An 18996-nucleotide genomic window follows, 5' to 3' on the forward strand; every position below is an offset into this window, starting at 1 on the left:
TCCTCGAACTTTCTCATAATGTTAAGTTCGAGGATTTTTTATATTATTTAATTCTTATTTTACACCTTGTTCTTTCTTATCTTTTCTATTTTTGAAAATGAAGAAAATAATCAACACAATGTAAATTAATTGAGCAACAATTGTTTCAACCGTTGGATAGAAACCAATGAAACTAATTGTTGGTAAACCTTCAATACCATGATGTGGTACCGTACCTAATAATTGTAATTTTTGAATACTTACACCAAGCATCTTGAATGCCATAATAAAGATTAAAATTGAAAGCACTCTGAAGATATAATAAATTGGTATAAGTTTTACAATAAATCTGAATAGCAATGCAAAGATAATTAAAATCACAATTGCTAATGCGATACCAATAACGAAATCTGTAGTAGTAATGCTACCAATCATACCCATATAGAAGATAATGACTTCTACACCTTCACGTAAGACTGAGATTAAACCAATTGTTCCTAAGAGAACTAGATTCCCATTACTAATAGCATTTTGATACATATTTTGAATCATGTCATTCCAACGCTTCGCACTTGAACGACGATGCATCCAAATACCTACCACGTACATAAGAACAACGGCAATAATACCAAGTGTAGCTTCCATTCCTTCACGCAAGATACCATTATTACCCAACGTTTGAATGAACACAACTGCTAACGTGATACTTAGGATTAAACCAAGAATAGCACCGCCAACAACACTTGTAGTACCTTTTGTATCTTTCACTTTACGTGTCATTGTAGTTAATGTCATGATAATTAAGAGTACTTCAAGACCTTCACGTAAGAAGATAATCATTACATCAACGAATGAATATCCTTCTTGACCTATCGTATCTTTAATATCTGAATTGATTTCTTGTAAACCTTTTTTCACTCTATCTTTATTACTATTATCTAAAATACTTTGATAATATGGAATCTTATCTTCGATAGTTGTATATAATGAACCATTTTTAGTTTGAATTTTACCTTCAACATATGGCCAGATTTGCACGAATTTAGATAATGCTTCATCAGCTTGATCTAAATTATTATCATCAATGCCTTTAATAGCTTTATCTAGTTCATCATTTAATTGTGAAGCCTTGTATTGGCCAGACTCTTCACTAGATTGTTTTTGATCTACAGTATCGATGCTAGATTTAAATGTATTCCAAGCATTCTCAACCTTCTTCGTATCTAAAGGTTCTTTTTGGGTTGCTACACGAAGTTGCATTAAATTCACTTCGATTTGTCCATATTTACCTTCATCATAGTTACGAATTGCAGATTCATGACTTGTCCAAATTTGGTTCAAACTATTATTGATTGATTGTAATTCAGACTCGTTTTTTGTTTTAATCGCTTTTTTAACTTGAGCATCTTTAGAATCAACTTGTTGTTTTAACTGTTTAATTTCTCCTGAAATATCAGATGATGATTCTACATTTTCATAAGCAATCAGCGATTTAGTTAATTCTGAAAGTTGATCAGCTTGTTTGTCGGTTGAAGATGTATGATCTAAATCTTTTAATTTAGATTTAACCTCTTTACCTTCTTTATTATCTTTAATATTTAAATCATTAACTTTAGATTTAATATCTTCTACTGCTTTTTGTTTCTCTTTATCACTTTTATCCTTATCTTGTAGCGTTGACTTTGCATCCGTAATAGCCACATAAACGTCACTAATTGAGTTGTCATCTGCAGCATGTACAGGTGTTGGTGTGATTCTTAGCACTGTGAAAAGAAGTGCCACTACTAAAAGGAGTTTAACCGAAAAGTGTTTCACCTAAATAGCCTCCTTTTTGAACACCTGGTAATACAAGAAATGATGCAGAACCTTTATGTGTAATATATTCGTTTAATTTGTCGCGATGGCCTAAATTATTTTGAATATCAATAAATTGTTGCGTTGATTTTTGGAAACAAGTAAAGATTAAACCTACTTCTAAGTTACCAGTCTTAGCGTTAGTACCATCACTATAGTTATAAGCACGACGTTTAATAGATGTATTAGCTTCACGTGCCAAACGTGCATGTGCATTCGGATCAATAATGTAATTACCGCTCGCATCTTTTGCTTTTAAATCTAAGTGGTCAAATTCTTTTTTACCTGTTAAAGGCGCACCAGTATCACGTTTTCGTCCAAATGTTGCCTCTTGTTCTTCTAAAGATGTACGATCCCACGTTTCAATGTGAATTTGAATGCGTCTTACGATACAATATGTACCATTTTTAGCCCAACCGTCATCAATAAATACATATTTTTTAAGTTCATCACTTTTAGTAGGGTTAACAGTACCATCTTTAAATGCCATTAAATTTCTAGGCGTTTCTTCTAATTTTCCTGAAACGAAGCCATTTTGAGACCATCTCATTTTGACAATATCTCTAAATGGACGGACTAAATTATGAATCGCGTGGAAAGAAACTTGTGGATCATTTGAACACGCTTGAATCATAATATCTCCATCACTATATTCGTCTTCTAATTGATCATTTGGAAAATGAGGTAAATCTTTAAAATCACTTGGAATTTTAGATGACATACCTAGTTTTTTCAAAAATGATTTACTTACGCCATACGTTAACGTTAATCTACTTGCACCTAAACCAATAGATTCGCCTGTGTCTACTGGAGGTAATAACGCATTTTGACTATCCTTCTCAGCTGGCGCACCATCTGTCATGTTGACAGACATGTCCGTCCATTTCTTAAACATATCTTTAATTGCACTTTTGTCTTTACTTTTTAAATCTAAAGCTACAATAGTACAATTCTTCTGTGTAGGTGTCGTAACGCCAGCTTGCACACGTCCATAAAATTCGAAAGCATCTTTACTCTCATCTTCTGGTGTATCGAACATTGATTTAAATGAAAAGATACTTCCAACACCACTTGCACCAATCACTGCACCTGCTCCACCAATTCCAAGCATTTTCAAAAATGATCGTCTTGAAACTTGTGTGGATTGTTGATCGTCTATTTTACTCATTCTGTAACCACAGCCATTTTACTTAATGGTTCACCAAGTGAGTTTACTGCATCAGATAATGCTTTTCTATCTTCTTTAGTTACAGCGCTATAATCTTTAAATCCGTCGCCGTCTTTGTATTTATCTAATAAACTATTCACTTTATCAAAGTTCTTTTGAATATCATCGCTTAATTTTTTATCTTTCTTCACTAATTCAGGTTTGAATAATTCGTAGATTTTTTGAGCACCTTCAATATTTGCTTTGAAGTCATATAAATCAGTGTGTGAATAAATTTCTTCTTCACCAGTTATTTTTGAAGTTGATACTTCATTTAATAAGTCAACTGAACCTTGTAACATTAATTTAGGTGTAATATCTAAAGTATCAGCTTTAGCGTCCAACTCTTTAGCATCTTTTAATAATTGATCAGCATCTTTTTTAGTTGTGTCATCAATTTTGTTGTCTTGGTAAAGTGATTTTTCAATTTTGTGATAACCGCTCCACTCGTCTTCTTTTTTCTCTTCTTTCATATCTGCTAAACGAGCATCAATCTTAGGATCTAAGTCACCGAAAGCTTCAGCAACTGGTTCTGAACGTTCATAATACATACGTACTTTAGGATAAAGCTCTTTTGCTTTTTCCATATTGTCATTTTTAATTGCAGTTACAAATTCTTCTGTGCCATCTAAGAATTTGTCTAATTGTTTATCTGTGTATTTTTTGTATTCTTTCGTAGCTTTATCTAAAGCCGCATCGTTTTTACTACTACTTGAACTTTGTGACTGAGAATCTTTTTTACTTTGGTCATTGTCTCCATTATTATCGTTGCCACATGCTGCTAATAATAATGATGATGCTAATAAGATAGTTGGTAATTTCTTCATAAACTGTCCACCTCAATAATTTATAGGTAATTATTCAACCGCCACTGATTAATTTTTATCATTTATAATAATCATTTTATAAAATATGAGTTATCCCAAAATCTCAATTATTATAGTAGCTTTCTCTTCTTCAGTTTCAATTGATAATCATTATCAGAATAATTATAAGTTTGTCTACATTTTGTGTCAATAACAATTCTATTTTAATTTTAATTAGCATGATTTTTATCGTTTGCCTTATTACTAATAATTAAAATATAATGATTCAATAAGATTTTCTTAGCATATTATCTTATTTTGACGGGTAAATAATGTATATCTATTAATAACTTTTAAAGGAGTCATAAGATATGAGTACTGAATTTAAAGCATTTTTAGTTGATAAAGACAAAGATGGCAACGTGAAGAGTGACTTTAAAACAATGACAACTGATGATTTACCTGAAGGTGAAGTATTAATTAAAGTCCATTATTCAGGTATAAATTATAAAGACGCATTAGCTACAACTGATAACAATAATATCGTCAAATCATATCCAATGGTTCCTGGTATTGATTTAGCAGGAACAGTAGTTGAATCTAGTGATCCTACTATTGAAGAAGGCGAAAAAGTCATCGTTACAAGCTATGACTTAGGCGTAAGCCATTACGGTGGTTTCAGTGAATACGCACGTGTTAAATCTGAATGGGTCGTAAAACTACCAAATAATTTAACTTTAGAAGAAGCTATGATTTACGGTACGGCTGGTTATACTGCTGGTTTAGCTATTGAAAAGTTAGAAAAAGCTGGCTTTATGACACTTGAAGGCGGTAAAGTGCTTGTCCGTGGTGCTTCAGGTGGTGTCGGTTCACTTGCTGTACTTATGTTATCTAATTTAGGATACAAAGTCGTCGCAAGTACAGGCAATAAAGAAGCTGCTAAAAAGATTGAAGATCTAGGCGCTAAAGAAATCATTGACCGTATTACTGAAAATGATGATGCTTTATTAGGTTCTCGTACTTGGCAAGCGGCCATCGACCCTATTGGTGGCGAAGGTACACCTTATGTTATCAATCGTATCGATAATAACGGCGGTGTTGCGCTAATCGGTATGACTGGAGGCATTAAATTTAATGCGACAGTTTACCCATTTATTTTAAGAGGCGCAAGTCTTGTGGGTATCGATTCTGTATTTACTCCTATGAAATTACGTGAACGCGTATGGCGACGTCTAGCTACAGATTTAAAAGCTGATAAATTACAAGAAATTAAGCGTTCAATTTCATTCGATGAATTACCTGAATCTATTGAAACTGTATTACATCATAAAAATACAGGTCGCATTGTGATAGACTTCAACGCTGAATAGATAATTTAAATAGTAAGAGCGAAATTCGCTAGTGTCTTCACTTCGAATTTCGCTCTTATTTTTAATATACAGTATACATGCCACCTGATTTAGGCTCTGTCGATTGAAAGCCAAACTTCTCATACAATTTATCTGCTGGATAGTCAGCAATCAAACTTACATACGTTCCCTTTTCAGCTACTGAATCAATATAAGCCATAATCTTCTCTAAGATTTGTCTGCCATAACCTTGTCCTTGGTAATTTGGATCAACGGCAATATCTACAACTTGAAAAGCAGTGCCCCCATCACCAATTAATCTTCCCATACCGATTAACTTATCATCCTCATAAATCGTAATAGTGAAACACGCATTAGGTAATCCTTTACGTGCCGCTTCCAGAGATTTAGGACTCATGCCTGCTTTTACTCTTAAATCACAATAAGCCTGTGCATCAGGTACTTCTGTAGAAAAACGAATCATTGTACATCCCCTTTTATTATTTATAAATATTTATTAATTACTGCTTTATTAGATTCTTTAAATATATCATTATGACTTGATACATATCCTTCATTAGCGGCATCAGGTTCAATATAAGTCTTAGCTAAGTTCGCCGCATTACCCGCATCACTAAATGCACTCGCAATTAAATGCACTTTCGCTTCATGATGAACTACATCGCCACATGCATAAATACCAGGGATATTTGTAGTAGTATTCCCTAATCCTTTAACGCGATATTCATCATATAAATCAAGTTTCGACGAACATTCAACCAGTAATGGATTCTCATGATCAAAGCCATGGCTAATAATCACATCATCAAATGATAAAGTTTGTACTTCTTGGTTTTCAACATTCTCAAGTTTAACTTCGTGAATGCATTTATCTTCAGCATCACCAATCAATTCTTTAATTTGTGTTTTAGGCAACAGTTTCACGTTTAAATCTTGTAATACTTTAACCATCGCTTCATAACCACGAATTTCCGGCTTTCTATAAATTAATGTTACTGACTTCGCGATACCGGCTAAATCTCGTGCCCAATCAAGCGCAGTATTGCCTCCACCTGAAATTAGAATATCTTTATCTTTGAATTTTGAAAATGACTGAACCACATAATGCAAGTTAGTCATGTTATAACGTTCAGCACCTTTAATATTTAGAGGCTTAGGATTAATAATACCGCCACCTACCGCAAATATCACAGCTTTAGATTCGTAAATATTGCCTTTGTCTGTTTCAATTTGAAAATGTCTTTCCGCTACTTTGCGAATATCTATAACACGTTCGTTTAAGTTAACTTCAGGGTTAAAATGTAGCCCTTGCGCAATTAAATCTTTAATTATTTCATAACAAGGTTTTGGTGCTACGCCACCAATATCCCAAATAATCTTTTCAGGATAGATTTGCATTTTACCGCCTAATTTATCTTGCACATCAATGATTCTAACTGACATTCCTCTTAAACCAGAATAAAAACTCGCAAAGAGTCCAGCTGGTCCTCCCCCAATGATTGTTACATCTTGCATGGTATTTGCCTCCTAAAATCGTTTCCCATCTAAATGATAATAGTTATCATTAATTCTTGTACATTATACTACATGATGTAACAATGTTGAAGAAATCCCTACATTATAATAGGTAATAATGCCTCGCTATTATTTATTTTCAAAAACAAAAAGGAGCAAGACATTAAATTCTGTCCTACTCCTAAATCCTTATACATTAATCTCTAGGTTCTTTCAAAATAGCTTGGCGTAATAAGAAGAATAGTAATAATAATCCAGCTAGCATACCTGTATGACCTATTCCTGCAAAGCCAGCAAATGCTTCAGGTGAAAAGCTTTTACCAGTGACTTGGAAAGTTCCTTTAGTTACCATCATACCTATAGTAACTACAACGCCAATATTATAAATGATGAAAAACCAATTAAATAGATAATAGCTACTTAATTTAAACACTTTCTCAAGTGGTAGCAATATTAAAAACATAAACATACCTAATATTAAGGTATGCGTATGGACTACAGCTAATTGAGTATCGCCCGTAAAATGATGCGCTTTTGTTAATTCTCTGTAGTAAAATCCACTAAATAGTCCAATAATCATATAGACTAAAAAAGCATATAGTAATCTACGCATGTCAAAATCCTCCCTCACAAGACTATTATAATTGATTATCCTCTAGTTTAAAGCAAGAATAATTGACAATAAACGTAAGAATAAAAATACAAGAAGATATAGGTAAAAGGACAACTTCTATTATTTACAAATAGAAATTGTCCTTGGTTAATCTAATATTATTTATTTCTAGCGTGTTTGAATAATGCAACTAATGAAAGAATTATTGCAACGATTGAAATAATCCATAATGCAATTGAACCACCTGAAGATTGTTGTTCACTTGCTTTCTTATCATCTTCAGATTTATCGTCTTTCACTGCTACAGCATTCGCATCTTTTTTAACTTCTAATGTTGGCGCTGGGTGTTCGCTATCTTCTTTACCTACCCATTTCACTTTGTCGCCATTATCATAAGTTTGAATAGCTTTAAATGAATATTTACCTTCATCTTTAGGACTTGCTACGATAAGTGGTAAGTCGATGAATTCATCTGGTCCAATACCTTTACCTTTAGCTGTCCAAGTAATTTTAGTGATGTTACCTTTTTTATCTTTATCTAATTTATATTTATATTCGTCAACAGGTTGAATATTAACTACTTGTACCTCTTTTGGCACTTCTAATTCTACTTTTTCAGTGTGATCTTTTTGTTCAACTGGTACACGCACATCCACACGTTCATAAGATTCAGGATCCACTGCTTTAGGATTTAATGTTACGTGAGCATCTGCGAATTTAAAGAAACCTATTGAAAAGAAAAGCACTAAACTCGTGGCTAATAATTTTTTAAACATCTTATTATCTCCTTACTATGGAATACTAATTTGACTCATAATTACACCGGCTACGATAAGTAATACACCAATGGTTACTTCTATAATTAATGAAACTTTATTTACTCTATAACGTTTATTTAATGCACGTGTCGTTTGCATGAAACCACATGCCATCATTATTAATGTTCCTACTACTTTTATAATTAAGAACACTGTCCAAGGTTGCATATTATGCCAAATTGATAATATCTTCGTTTCATCGATAGACATTAATATACCTGACAGAATAATGACTGCTACGGCTGCGGCATTAACTTTAAATAAGATTTCGCGTAGTAAATCTACGGCATCCCTTTTTCGAGTGAAAACAGAAGTCAGTAGATAAATAAGTGCACCTAACCATAAACTAATACCTGTAAGATGTAGGGTTCTTAAAATAATTGACCATAGTGGCACACTTTGAGACCACACATGACCTGACATACTTAATGCTAAAATCATCGCAATCGATACAATCCAATACCACGATTTCTCCATATTTCTTAGTACGAAAAGACCGCTTAATATAATAAGTGCAATTGAACTTAAAATGTATGGGAATTGCACGAGTGCACTTGGATTAAGTGACAATACATCGTCTAATACGTCTGATGATAATGTCATTAAATATAATACTAGCGACATTAAATAAGCCATCATCATCATTAAAGATACAGCGATATGTCTTGGGAAGACATCAAACGTCGACAGGTTGTTACGACGTGCAATACCGTTCAGCCAATAAAGACCTACTAATATAATTGTGGCACCTTCAGCTATATATCGAAATACACCAAACCAGAAGTCAGGCGTTTCATAGAATGCTGGAGTCGTATCTACGCCATTAGCTGTTTGTTTCCCTACTGAGAAGTCGAAACGGTCGCTAATTTCGTGTCCGTCAGCTGACACCGTATGCCATTCTATTTGGTGCGTCCCATGTCCTACTTTATCTGCAGGAAAAGTTAACGTCTGAGAATGACCCGTTGTTGAAGGTTTGACTTCACCAATTTCTTTACCTTTATCATTGAAAATGGTGATACCAGAATAGTCCGCATTAACTGGTTCATTAAAGGTTAATTCAATATTATCAGGATGCTTTGAGACTACTCCATTCTGTGAAGGTGTGGTTTTTTCTAAAGTAGCATGTGCTGATGCGATATGTTGAAAATTGGGAACCAACATAAATAGAAACATCATTAAGATGGCTAAAGCTACTTTCGAACTTCGCTTTATTTTCACTATTGACATCCTCCTATAAAATTTTGCTCATTTAATAATGATAAAATAATGTTTACTATTTAACAATAATAATTCTAATTTGTCACTTTTTATCCAAAAAGATGTAGTTGATAATAAAGCCCGATTCAAGCGTGTTTTCAATTTAATCAGCTACTGCCAATATGTTAAAGAAGGCTGAGACATTATATTATTGTCCCAGCCTTTCTCTTCTAACACTTTAATAATTATTCAGTTTTTGCGTTAGTTTGTGTTCTTCATTTTCAAAAAATAATTATTCTTCAATTAGCGCTTGTTTATCGACAGTAAGTTGATTTCTCAATAAGTAAACAATTAACATAGCTAATAATGCACAAATTGTTTCGGCGATTAATAATGACCAAACAACGCCTGGTAAGCCGAATAAAGCGTTAAGTACGAAGAGTACTGGGATAATGACAGTACCTTGAGCAATAGCCATGATTGTAGCACCACGTCCTTGACCAGTTGCTTGAAGCATTCCAGTAAATAAGAAACCAATACCGTTTAATAGTAAAGATGTCATAGTTACTTTTAAGATAAATGTAGCTAATGTCACGATTTGTGGATCAGTGCTAAATAATTGAACGATTGAATGACCGAATAATAATACGATTGTCATACATACCGCAAAGATAGCTGCAATAGATAAAATAACTGCTTTAATTGTGTCTTTCATACGCGTTTTATTAGAAACAAAGTTATATGCAATTAATGGAATAACGCCTTCAGATAATCCCATAATAATTAATTCTGGGAATTGTACAAGTCTGAATGAAATACCGTAACTTGCAATGGCATAGTTTCCGTAATGTGCTAAGAATAAGTTAACTACTAAACCAGTAACGCCCATTAAGACAACCATTAAGAAGGCTGGAATACCTATTTTAAAGATTTCTTGTACCATTTCTTTAGTTGGTTTTGCGTGTTTGATATTTAAAGATAAAGTTTCATCTTTGATTTCAATATAGATAATAAAGAATAAAGCGGCTACTAAATTTGAAATGGCTGTACCTAATGCTGCCCCTACTACATCTAAGTGGAAACCAAAGATTAAAATAGGGTCTAAAATCATATTTAATACTACGCTTGAAATCATGCCAATCATTGAAATAATTGGTTTACCGATAGCACGTGCAAATTGTTCTAAGACAAAGAATAGAATAACAAATGGTGTGCTTAGAAATTGAACTTTTAAATAATCGCTTGTGAATTTTAATGTTTGGCCACTAGCACCTAACACGCTAGCAATTTGATCTGTGAACGGTGTTGCAATGATTGCAATAATAACACCAAAAATAAAACTACTATAAATTGAAAAGCTACTTACATAATGACTTTTTGTGTAATCTTTGGCACCGAGTAAACGTGAAATATACGTTCCGCCACCTACGCCGAATAAATTACCAAAAGCCATTAATACTGCAAAGATAGGTAATGTAAGTGAAATTGCTGAAATCATATGACTATTGTCTAAAAATCCTATAAAGTAAACATTTAAAATACCATAAATAACGCTTAATAATGAACCTATCATCATTGGCAATGAAAAGTGCATCATCGCTTTAAATATTGGTGATTCTTCAAAATAATATAATTGCTCGTCTTTCATTTCCATAATCTCCTTTTATCTTAGATATCTAATAATTAGATATCTAACTATATATTCAAAAATAATCGGGACTTTACTCAAGTTAAATATTGGGTATTGTCCCGTTTTAATATCTAATTTGCATTTTTAATATTTTCATACATTCTCTCGAAAAATGATTTCAATTGTTCTTTCTCGCTGTTCTCGAAATCTTTAACTAAGATCAATTCAATTTCATCGAATATACTAACAAACGATTCTACTAAGCGATTACCTTCTTCAGTAAGTTTCAAATTCTTACGTCTTGAATCATTAGGATCAACAGTACGATAAATCAAACCTTTTTTCTCTAAACTTTTTAAAGTAGAACTTACCGTTGAGCCTTTACGTTGAAACGTTTTTAATAATTCATTTTGCGTGATGCTTTTGTCTTTATGACGATAGATATAACCTAGCGTATGACTTTGTTCTTGTGTCACATTGTACTCGTCTAATTTTCTGTCAGCATAATTTTTCATTTCATGCGCTAACATTCTGATTAAGTATTGATATGTTGTTTCCATATCCTCACTCCATTTAGTTAGATATCTAACGAATATAATACTCTCTTTCAAAAAATAGTCAACCGATATATTAAAGTTTAAATTTTCAGATTTTTATTCTAGAATATTAAACCTCAGTTTAACCATAATTTCGGCTAAACTGAGGTTATTTAAATTAATCTTATGATGGTACTTCAGTACGTTTTGTACTATGTTTTCTAACAAGTGCAGATACGATAACTGAAATTACACCGAAGATCATGAATCCAACCATCATCCAAGTTGTTGTATTCATTGTAAGATGTTGATTCATGTAAATAATTCTTCTTAAAGTATTAGCATAATGAGTGAATGGATCAATGCTGTATACCCAAGTTTGATAGTTTTTTGGAAGCATTTCTTTAGGCAATGTAACAAGTTGCATGCTAAAGAACATAAGTAGAATGAAGATTGGTAAAGCTTTCATACCTAACCAAACCATAATTCCTAAGATTAAACCGATAAATCCTAACATTGAAATAGTTAAGAATAATGCTACACGATTAATATGACCTAAACCGAAGTCAAATCCTAATACGCCATGCATGAAGTAAACGAAGCTAAAGCTTCCTAATACCGCTGTAATGACTGCTACAGCAATTTGTCCTAATGAAGCAATAATACGTTGTTTTCTTTCTACATTATTACTTGTTCTAAATGCAAAGAATAATAATACAGATGATACTAATGAGCCCATCCATACTGGCATGAACATTAAGAATGCTGCATTACCGCCACCTTGATGGCTAGAAATTGAATGTAAATCTTGGTTATCAACTTTAACAGGGTTTGTAATACCTTTAATGTCAGATGCGTCTACTTTGACATCTTGTTTAGATAATGTATCGATACTTTGTTTTGTAATTTGATTATTTAAGTTATCGCCCATACCACTTAAAACTTTTGACACCATTTGTGATGCTTGCATGCTAACACCTTTGTTAACAATTGTTTTGAAAGTAGCTTGTTTTACATCAACACTTTGATTTCCCATTTTTTCTTGCATTTCTTTTGCTGCTTGAGGTGGAACCTCTCCTGATTCAACCTTTTGTTGCATTTCTGATTTTTTGCTATCCATGACTACTTTTTGCGTTTTGCTCATCGCATTTTTTGAGAAGTCTTCATTAAAAATAGCAACCCCATAATATTTTTCATTTTCCATATCTTTTTGGATGTCTGATTCGTCGTCTACTTTAATCCATTTAATTGTTTCAGAACGACTATCCATTAATTTATCTTCAATTTTTTTACCAATATTTACTTTATGACCTTGGATATCTACGCCTTTATCATTATTTACAACTGCAATTGGCATTTCTTTAGGTTTTGGATTAAATGCTGGATAAAATGCTAAAGAAAAGATTACTAATAAAGCAATCGCAGCTAAAGGTGTAGCCCAAAGTAAAATACTTTTGAAAATATGCATTTTCTAATACCTCCTATTTTTATTGAACAATGTGTTGAATATTTAATACGTTGTAAATTATAATGAGGTAGTCAAAAATAAACAATAATCAATTATGCGAATAGCGTATGGTTTTGAACAGATTAGTTATTTTTGTCTAATAACGTATTGGAGGTCGATAAATATGAAAGAAGATAGGCGAATCAGAAAGACAAAGTCAGCAATAAAGAAAGCCTTTATAGAACTATTAAAAGAAAAAGATCTCGATAAAATTACTGTTCAAGATATTTCAAATCAAGCTGATATTAATCGTGGTACATTTTACTTACATTATGAAGATAAATATACGTTATTATCAGATATGGAAGATGAATATATTTCTGAAATATGGTCATTAACGCAATTCAATCATTTTAACGCTAGTTCACCTGAAAAAATTGCAGATGAATTTATAAATAATACATTAACGAAGATCTTACAACATATTGCTGATAATATGGATTTCTACCACACTATTCTTCAATTAGATAGAAAAAGTAAACTTGAAGATAAAATTTATTTCTTAATAAAAGAAAATATGCAAAAATATATAAGTGTTAATAATGAAATTGATGGTATACCTGAAATGTATTTCCATAGTTATGTAGCGGGTGCCACAATTTCTACTATTAAATATTGGGTACAGGATGAGAATCGTATTACAGTCGACGAATTAACGCAACACATTTTCAAAATTGTTTATAACGGTCCATTAAGAATTATGGCAGAAAACCAATATGCCCGTACTCAAACAACTTAGATTAATTGAATATGAAAGGAACCATTAACCATGCTAACTGCATACAAACATACAACGACTAATGAAATTGTTGAAACAACGCTATTAGATCGCTCTGCATCATGGATTAATGTTGTAGAACCAGATAGAGAAGAAATCGAGGAATTAATGGAACAATATAATCTTCCTGAAGACTTTATTCGAGATCCATTAGATTCTGAGGAAAGCGCACGTATTGAATATGATGAGGATACGGGTTACTCATTAATTATCGTCGATTTACCAATCGTTAGCTCTACGAATCGACGTGTACTTTCATTCGTAACGATTCCTTTAGGTATTGTCATCGGAAAAGGAATTATTTTAACTATTTGTGATGCTGAAAATGAATTCTTAGAAAATTACGCACGTCAAGATAATGTTAATTTAAAATATCATAGCCGCTTCGCTTTAGATATTCTGTTAACAATTTCTAACCACTACAACAGAAATTTACGACTTTTAAATAAATCACGAATTCGCATAGAACGTGAATTAAAAAATAATATTACTAATAGACAACTTTATAAACTAATGGAAGTTGAAAAAAGTTTAGTTTACTTCTTAGCCGCATTAAAAGGTAACGATACTATTATTAAAAAATTGTTCCGTTTACCTGCGATTAAACGTTTTGAAGAAGATGAAGATTTACTTGAAGATTTAGTGATTGAAAATAACCAAGCGATTGAAACAACCGAACTTTATACAAGTATCTTAGAAAGTATTACGACATCCTACTCTTCATTATTATCTAATGAGATGAACAATATAATGAAGACATTGACGTTATTTACCGTATTACTTACATTACCAACCCTTGTCTTTAGTTTCTTTGGAATGAACGTGCCACTCCCTATTGATGATAAGAGTTATTTATCATGGGTTATTGTGGTTGGCATTTCACTCATTCTTGTAATGATTGTGAGTATCTTCTTATGGCGTAAACAGAAACTTTAACATAGTGAAAAAGGTCAAAATCCTAATATTAGGATTTTGACCTTTTTTTGCTATTCTGCTACGGCTTTATACGCATTTCGACGAGATAAAACAATAGTAACTACTACAGAAACGATAAATGCAATTAACATTCCTATAAAGTAATGGAGCCAACCAGAATGAGCCGGATTGATTGAAATAAATCCAGGCAGACCTGCTGTACCTAACGCAATGGCTTTAACTTTGAAGAATGAGATATAAGCTGAGCCAATTGCTGAACCGATAATCGCACCAATAAATGGATATCTAAGTTTTAAATTGACACCAAACATTGCTGGTTCTGTAATACCTAATAATGCTGAAATACCTGCTGCAGAAGCCACACCTTTTAATTTTTTATTATTTTTAATAATTAAGAATGCCGCTAAAGCTGCCCCACCTTGTGCTACGTTAGACATAGTAGCAATTGGGAAGATGAATGAACCGCCTGTTTTTGCTTGATCAGCAATTAATGTTGTTTCAACAGCAATAAAGCTATGATGCATACCTGTAATAACGATTGGCGCATAGAATAAACCAAATATGAAGCCACCAATCGCTCCACCAAATTCATATAACCAAGTTAATCCATCTGATAACCAATAACCTAATTGTCTTGTAATTGGTCCTACAAATGAGAATGTAAGGAATGCGGTAACTAAAATTGATAATAATGGTGTAAGCAAATTATCTAACACTGTTGGAATAACTTTACGTATAGCCTTTTCAATAGTAGCCAGTATGTAGGCAGCTACTAACATAGGTAACACTTGTCCTTGATACCCTACTTGATTAATATGCCAGCCAAATAAATCCCAATGAGGAATAGCTTTGCCAGCTTCTAACGCTTTAGGAAAATCATAAGCACTCATCAACGCAGGATGTACCAAAATCATGCCCAATGCTGCACCAAGATATGGATTGCCTCCAAACCGCTTCGTTGCACTAAAACCAATCAGTATAGGTAATAATGTAAATGGCGCATTAGCAAAGATATTAATCATATCTGCTAACCCAGCAAATTGACTATGTACTTCTATAAACGATTTATGATCATAAAACAAATCTGGGGCAGTTAATAGATTGTTAATCCCCATTAATAAACCGCCCGCTACGATGGCAGGTATAATAGGTACAAAAATATCAGACAACATTTTTACGAAACGTTGTAATGGGTTCATATTCTTGGACGACTTATCTTTAACATCTGCAGTCGTTGAAGCCTCTTTACCTGTAATTTTTTCTAATTCGGCAAATACTTTATTGACTGTACCCGAGCCTATTATGATTTGATATTGCCCGCCTGTTGAGAACGTCCCTTTCACAACATCCATTTTCGATAACTTCTCTTCATCTACTTTACTTTCATCATTTAGAACAAGGCGTAAGCGCGTCGCACAATGTGCCATCGCGTCTAAATTTTCTTCGCCTCCAATCGCTTCTAAAATTTCTTCAGCCGATTGCTTATAACTCATTACTTCAACCTCCTCTTGAGTGGTACCGGTTTCATTTATTTATCTATATTGTAATCGGTTCCAATTAAGAAAGCAATATACTTTTACTCTTTTTATTCAAATATACATTTGATTGTATTCATTTCATTTCGGGAAAAGAACTATATTGAAGTTGTTGTAAATCCTCATTTATTTTAATAGTAAGGAGTGGTGTTATGAAAGAACGTGGCTATATTGAAAAACTATGGCGTGAAGAAAAGTATCATGTGTTACTACACAGCCAACAATCCTATAATGAAATTCGTGAATTACTTAAATCTTCACCCTCATTACAAGAAGTACAATTAAAAATTGAAGAAGCATTGAGTTGTGAACCAACGAAAGGAACAGTCATTAATGCTTATGACCATATGTGGGGATATTTTAAAAATAATGCTACTAAAGCAGAAAAAGAGCAATCTAAAAATTTAAAAAATGACTTTCAAAACGACGTAGTTACTAAAAATCAATTACTGACATTTTTAAAAGAATTAGCTCAAAAATATAATGTTACTTATTTATTAGAAAGTCGCATCTTGCAATTAAACAAAACAAAAGACTGAAGTTTCTCGTCGTAGAGATTTACTTCAGTCTGCAGCGTATTAATTCTATTCTATTTCTTAAAGATGAATATTGTTCTTGATGTTTAAAGCGTTGATGGTCCGTACATTTAGATAGATAAGTAAAACTGAAACACGTTATATAAATATTTAAATTATTCGGGGAATTAAGGCTAGTTTTAAATGTACGTTGTTTGGCTACTGTTAGTACCTCGTGCTATATGTACATGAGTATATATTCTTATTCTATGGTGTATAGGGATTCAAAGTTGTGATGTCTGACTAATCTCAGAAACGTTTCATACTCTACATTGTTGTTTAGGCCTGGTGTGATTGAGAGTATGTCTTTCATTCCATACGAGAAGTTGATTCGTGTAGTTTCGCTTGGGTGTTGGATTATCTAGATGTTAGTCTTTATGTTTGAAATGAAATCAGACGTTTGAGATATGATGTTTACCTATGCACATGATGAGCACTTTAATAATCTTGTGGTTGATTCTTAGTTGTTAGTCTAGTCGCTTGTTTCTTGATGTGTCATATTCTTCATGATGTTGTTCAATGATGTTAAGACAGAACTAATACATAAATTATAGATTTCTAGTTAACTCATTTTTTAAAATAAACTTCATTAACGTTTACTTCAAAATAAAATTTAGCTTGCTTTGAAATCTATATTTATTATGCAATAAAAAGAGTTGTCCTACACTATTGAAAATTTCCAAATCAATCACGCTATATTCTTAAATTTTTATTTATATTGTGTATAGATGGAAATTTTTAACGCTTTCATTAAAAAATACATAAAAAGTTTTTATTTTTCACTATTAATTTTTTCTAGCTTTTAATTTATAATAGCTTTTATTATCCTCAAACATGTTGAACGATATTATTTTTAAAAACTATACTAACGACCAGGAGACCCACATATATGAGTAGCAACCTTCTTTTACATGAACATATTACTTCTGCACCAACGCGAAATATTAATTATGTGATTTTACTTTTTTCGCTAACTAATGAGTTAACTATTTCTATAAATGGAGAAAGTAAAGATTTACAAAATCACATTGCTATTATTAATCAAGGTGATTTATATCAAATAGAAATAGCTAAAAATTTAATAGAACTTAAAATTCCTGTTGCGTACTTTTATTTAGAGGATAATACGTTCTTTAATTGTTATTTTGACCGTCACCTTTTACAATCTAACCGCTTCATTAAATCCATCATTTTGCAAAGTATTACTCACTTTTCAAACAATGAACCTCAAGACGAAGAAGCAATCTCAAAAATTATTCAAACACTTTATAAGGAAGCCGTGGTTAGAAACGAAACCAGCTACATCCCTAAAATGTCGGTAGATCATCAAATACTATCGAATATTTTATTATTTATAAATGAAAATATAACGAATAATATTTCTCTACAAGATTTAGCTCAATATGCCGTTATTTCTGAATCCTACTGTTCAAATTTATTTGTTCGCTATTTAAATATGAACTTTAAAGATTTTTATACAAGCTTAAAAATTATACATGCCTTAAATTTATTATTATCTACAAATCAATCCATCACTACGATATCTGAATTATCTGGTTTTAGTAGTCATACTAATTTTACAAATCAATTTAAGAAATATCTGGGCTATAATCCTAAACAATTTCGTTCAAAATTAAATGAATTACCACCTATGCCTAAAATTAAATTTAGACATCATATAGAAGAAAAACATTTAGATTTAATTTCAGAGTTTGAATTTACCGACCACTTAACCACTGAAACAACTTATGTAGATATTCACAATATTCAAACCCAAACTCAAACTAAATCATCGAAAGCGTTTATTCATTTTCAAAATACAAACGAATTATTTCAATTTGTATTTAATGATTTCTATAATATTGAACTATCTCATTTACCTAATTCTGCGATCTTAATTAATGATATAAGTGACATTCTTGGCCAACAAATCAACTTTAATTTGCTTAACAGATGTTTTGAAAAGCTTTTTGAAAAGAAAATTAGTCTAGCAGTTACCATTAAAAACAAAGCTGAATTCAAAGAAATTTATCGTTTGATTATTTCATTTATACATAGTAATCAAGATTATAAATGGAATAAAAAATTGTTAAATTTATGCTGGTTTTTGATACCGAAACGATATCTATTCAAGATATCC

At 32.1% G+C, this 18996-nt stretch carries 17 protein-coding genes; 5 read left to right on the plus strand and 12 right to left on the minus strand.

What is annotated here, in order from left to right:
* Positions 1-54 precede the first annotated feature (54 nt).
* Genes CD127_RS02165 through efeO form a run of 3 tightly spaced genes read right to left on the minus strand, consistent with a single transcriptional unit; the run spans position 55 to position 3867 of the window.
* Positions 55-1794 carry an FTR1 family protein gene (locus CD127_RS02165; protein WP_103365581.1) on the minus strand — a complete coding sequence of 580 codons (1740 nt, stop codon included), beginning with the start codon at positions 1792-1794 and terminating at the stop codon, positions 55-57.
* Positions 1775-3001, minus strand: a complete 1227-nt coding sequence (gene efeB / locus CD127_RS02170; protein WP_103365582.1) for an iron uptake transporter deferrochelatase/peroxidase subunit — start codon at positions 2999-3001, stop codon at positions 1775-1777. Before efeB ends, CD127_RS02165 begins: the two co-directional genes overlap by 20 nt.
* On the minus strand, positions 2998-3867 hold the full coding sequence (gene efeO / locus CD127_RS02175) for an iron uptake system protein EfeO (protein WP_103365583.1): 870 nt from the start codon (positions 3865-3867) through the stop codon (positions 2998-3000). Before efeO ends, efeB begins: the two co-directional genes overlap by 4 nt.
* 350 nt (positions 3868-4217) lie before the next feature.
* Here efeO and CD127_RS02180 point away from each other — a divergent pair, with 350 nt between their 5' ends.
* Positions 4218-5216: an acrylyl-CoA reductase family protein gene (locus tag CD127_RS02180; RefSeq protein WP_103365584.1), complete on the plus strand. Its 999-nt coding sequence runs from the start codon at positions 4218-4220 to the stop codon at positions 5214-5216.
* A gap of 61 nt (positions 5217-5277) precedes the next feature.
* On the opposite strand, the gene CD127_RS02185 is transcribed toward CD127_RS02180, so the two are convergent.
* The 8 genes from CD127_RS02185 to CD127_RS02220 all read right to left on the minus strand — a co-directional run bounded on the left by CD127_RS02185 (position 5278) and on the right by CD127_RS02220 (position 12993).
* The gene (locus tag CD127_RS02185; RefSeq protein ID WP_103365585.1) at positions 5278-5679 is read right to left on the minus strand and encodes a GNAT family N-acetyltransferase; all 402 of its coding nucleotides are present in this window, start codon (positions 5677-5679) and stop codon (positions 5278-5280) included.
* Between the two features lie 20 nt (positions 5680-5699).
* Positions 5700-6731 (minus strand): NAD(P)/FAD-dependent oxidoreductase, encoded by a 1032-nt coding sequence (locus CD127_RS02190; RefSeq protein ID WP_103365586.1) that lies wholly within the window; start codon positions 6729-6731, stop codon positions 5700-5702.
* 196 nt (positions 6732-6927) lie between these two features.
* The gene (locus CD127_RS02195; protein WP_103297071.1) at positions 6928-7344 is read right to left on the minus strand and encodes a DUF2871 domain-containing protein; all 417 of its coding nucleotides are present in this window, start codon (positions 7342-7344) and stop codon (positions 6928-6930) included.
* Positions 7345-7502: 158 nt separating this feature from the next.
* Positions 7503-8120: a YcnI family protein gene (locus tag CD127_RS02200; protein ID WP_103365587.1), complete on the minus strand. Its 618-nt coding sequence runs from the start codon at positions 8118-8120 to the stop codon at positions 7503-7505.
* A 15-nt stretch (positions 8121-8135) separates the two neighbouring features.
* Entirely contained in the window at positions 8136-9383 is a 1248-nt protein-coding gene (locus CD127_RS02205) for a copper resistance CopC/CopD family protein (protein WP_103365596.1), read from the minus strand.
* A 268-nt stretch (positions 9384-9651) separates the two neighbouring features.
* Positions 9652-11007 (minus strand): MATE family efflux transporter, encoded by a 1356-nt coding sequence (locus tag CD127_RS02210; RefSeq protein WP_103365588.1) that lies wholly within the window; start codon positions 11005-11007, stop codon positions 9652-9654.
* Between the two features lie 113 nt (positions 11008-11120).
* Positions 11121-11549: a MarR family winged helix-turn-helix transcriptional regulator gene (locus tag CD127_RS02215; RefSeq protein WP_103365589.1), complete on the minus strand. Its 429-nt coding sequence runs from the start codon at positions 11547-11549 to the stop codon at positions 11121-11123.
* Between the two features lie 160 nt (positions 11550-11709).
* Positions 11710-12993, minus strand: coding sequence for a YhgE/Pip domain-containing protein (locus CD127_RS02220; RefSeq protein WP_103365590.1), 1284 nt, complete (start codon positions 12991-12993; stop codon positions 11710-11712).
* A gap of 163 nt (positions 12994-13156) precedes the next feature.
* Here CD127_RS02220 and CD127_RS02225 point away from each other — a divergent pair, with 163 nt between their 5' ends.
* Positions 13157-13771 (plus strand): TetR/AcrR family transcriptional regulator, encoded by a 615-nt coding sequence (locus CD127_RS02225; RefSeq protein WP_103365591.1) that lies wholly within the window; start codon positions 13157-13159, stop codon positions 13769-13771.
* Between the two features lie 30 nt (positions 13772-13801).
* Positions 13802-14746: a magnesium transporter CorA family protein gene (locus CD127_RS02230; RefSeq protein ID WP_103365592.1), complete on the plus strand. Its 945-nt coding sequence runs from the start codon at positions 13802-13804 to the stop codon at positions 14744-14746.
* A 50-nt stretch (positions 14747-14796) separates the two neighbouring features.
* On the opposite strand, the gene CD127_RS02235 is transcribed toward CD127_RS02230, so the two are convergent.
* Positions 14797-16239, minus strand: coding sequence for a sucrose-specific PTS transporter subunit IIBC (locus CD127_RS02235; RefSeq protein WP_103365593.1), 1443 nt, complete (start codon positions 16237-16239; stop codon positions 14797-14799).
* Positions 16240-16433: 194 nt separating this feature from the next.
* On the opposite strand from CD127_RS02235, the gene CD127_RS02240 reads away from it, so the two are divergent.
* The gene (locus CD127_RS02240; RefSeq protein WP_103365594.1) at positions 16434-16820 is read left to right on the plus strand and encodes a YbgA family protein; all 387 of its coding nucleotides are present in this window, start codon (positions 16434-16436) and stop codon (positions 16818-16820) included.
* Positions 16821-17745: 925 nt separating this feature from the next.
* Positions 17746-18996: AraC family transcriptional regulator Rsp (gene rsp, locus CD127_RS02245; protein WP_240623875.1), on the plus strand; the 1251-nt coding region annotated here is incomplete at its 3' end.

This window comes from Staphylococcus petrasii (assembly GCF_002902565.1).
Taxonomy (GTDB): Bacteria; Bacillota; Bacilli; order Staphylococcales; family Staphylococcaceae; genus Staphylococcus; species Staphylococcus petrasii.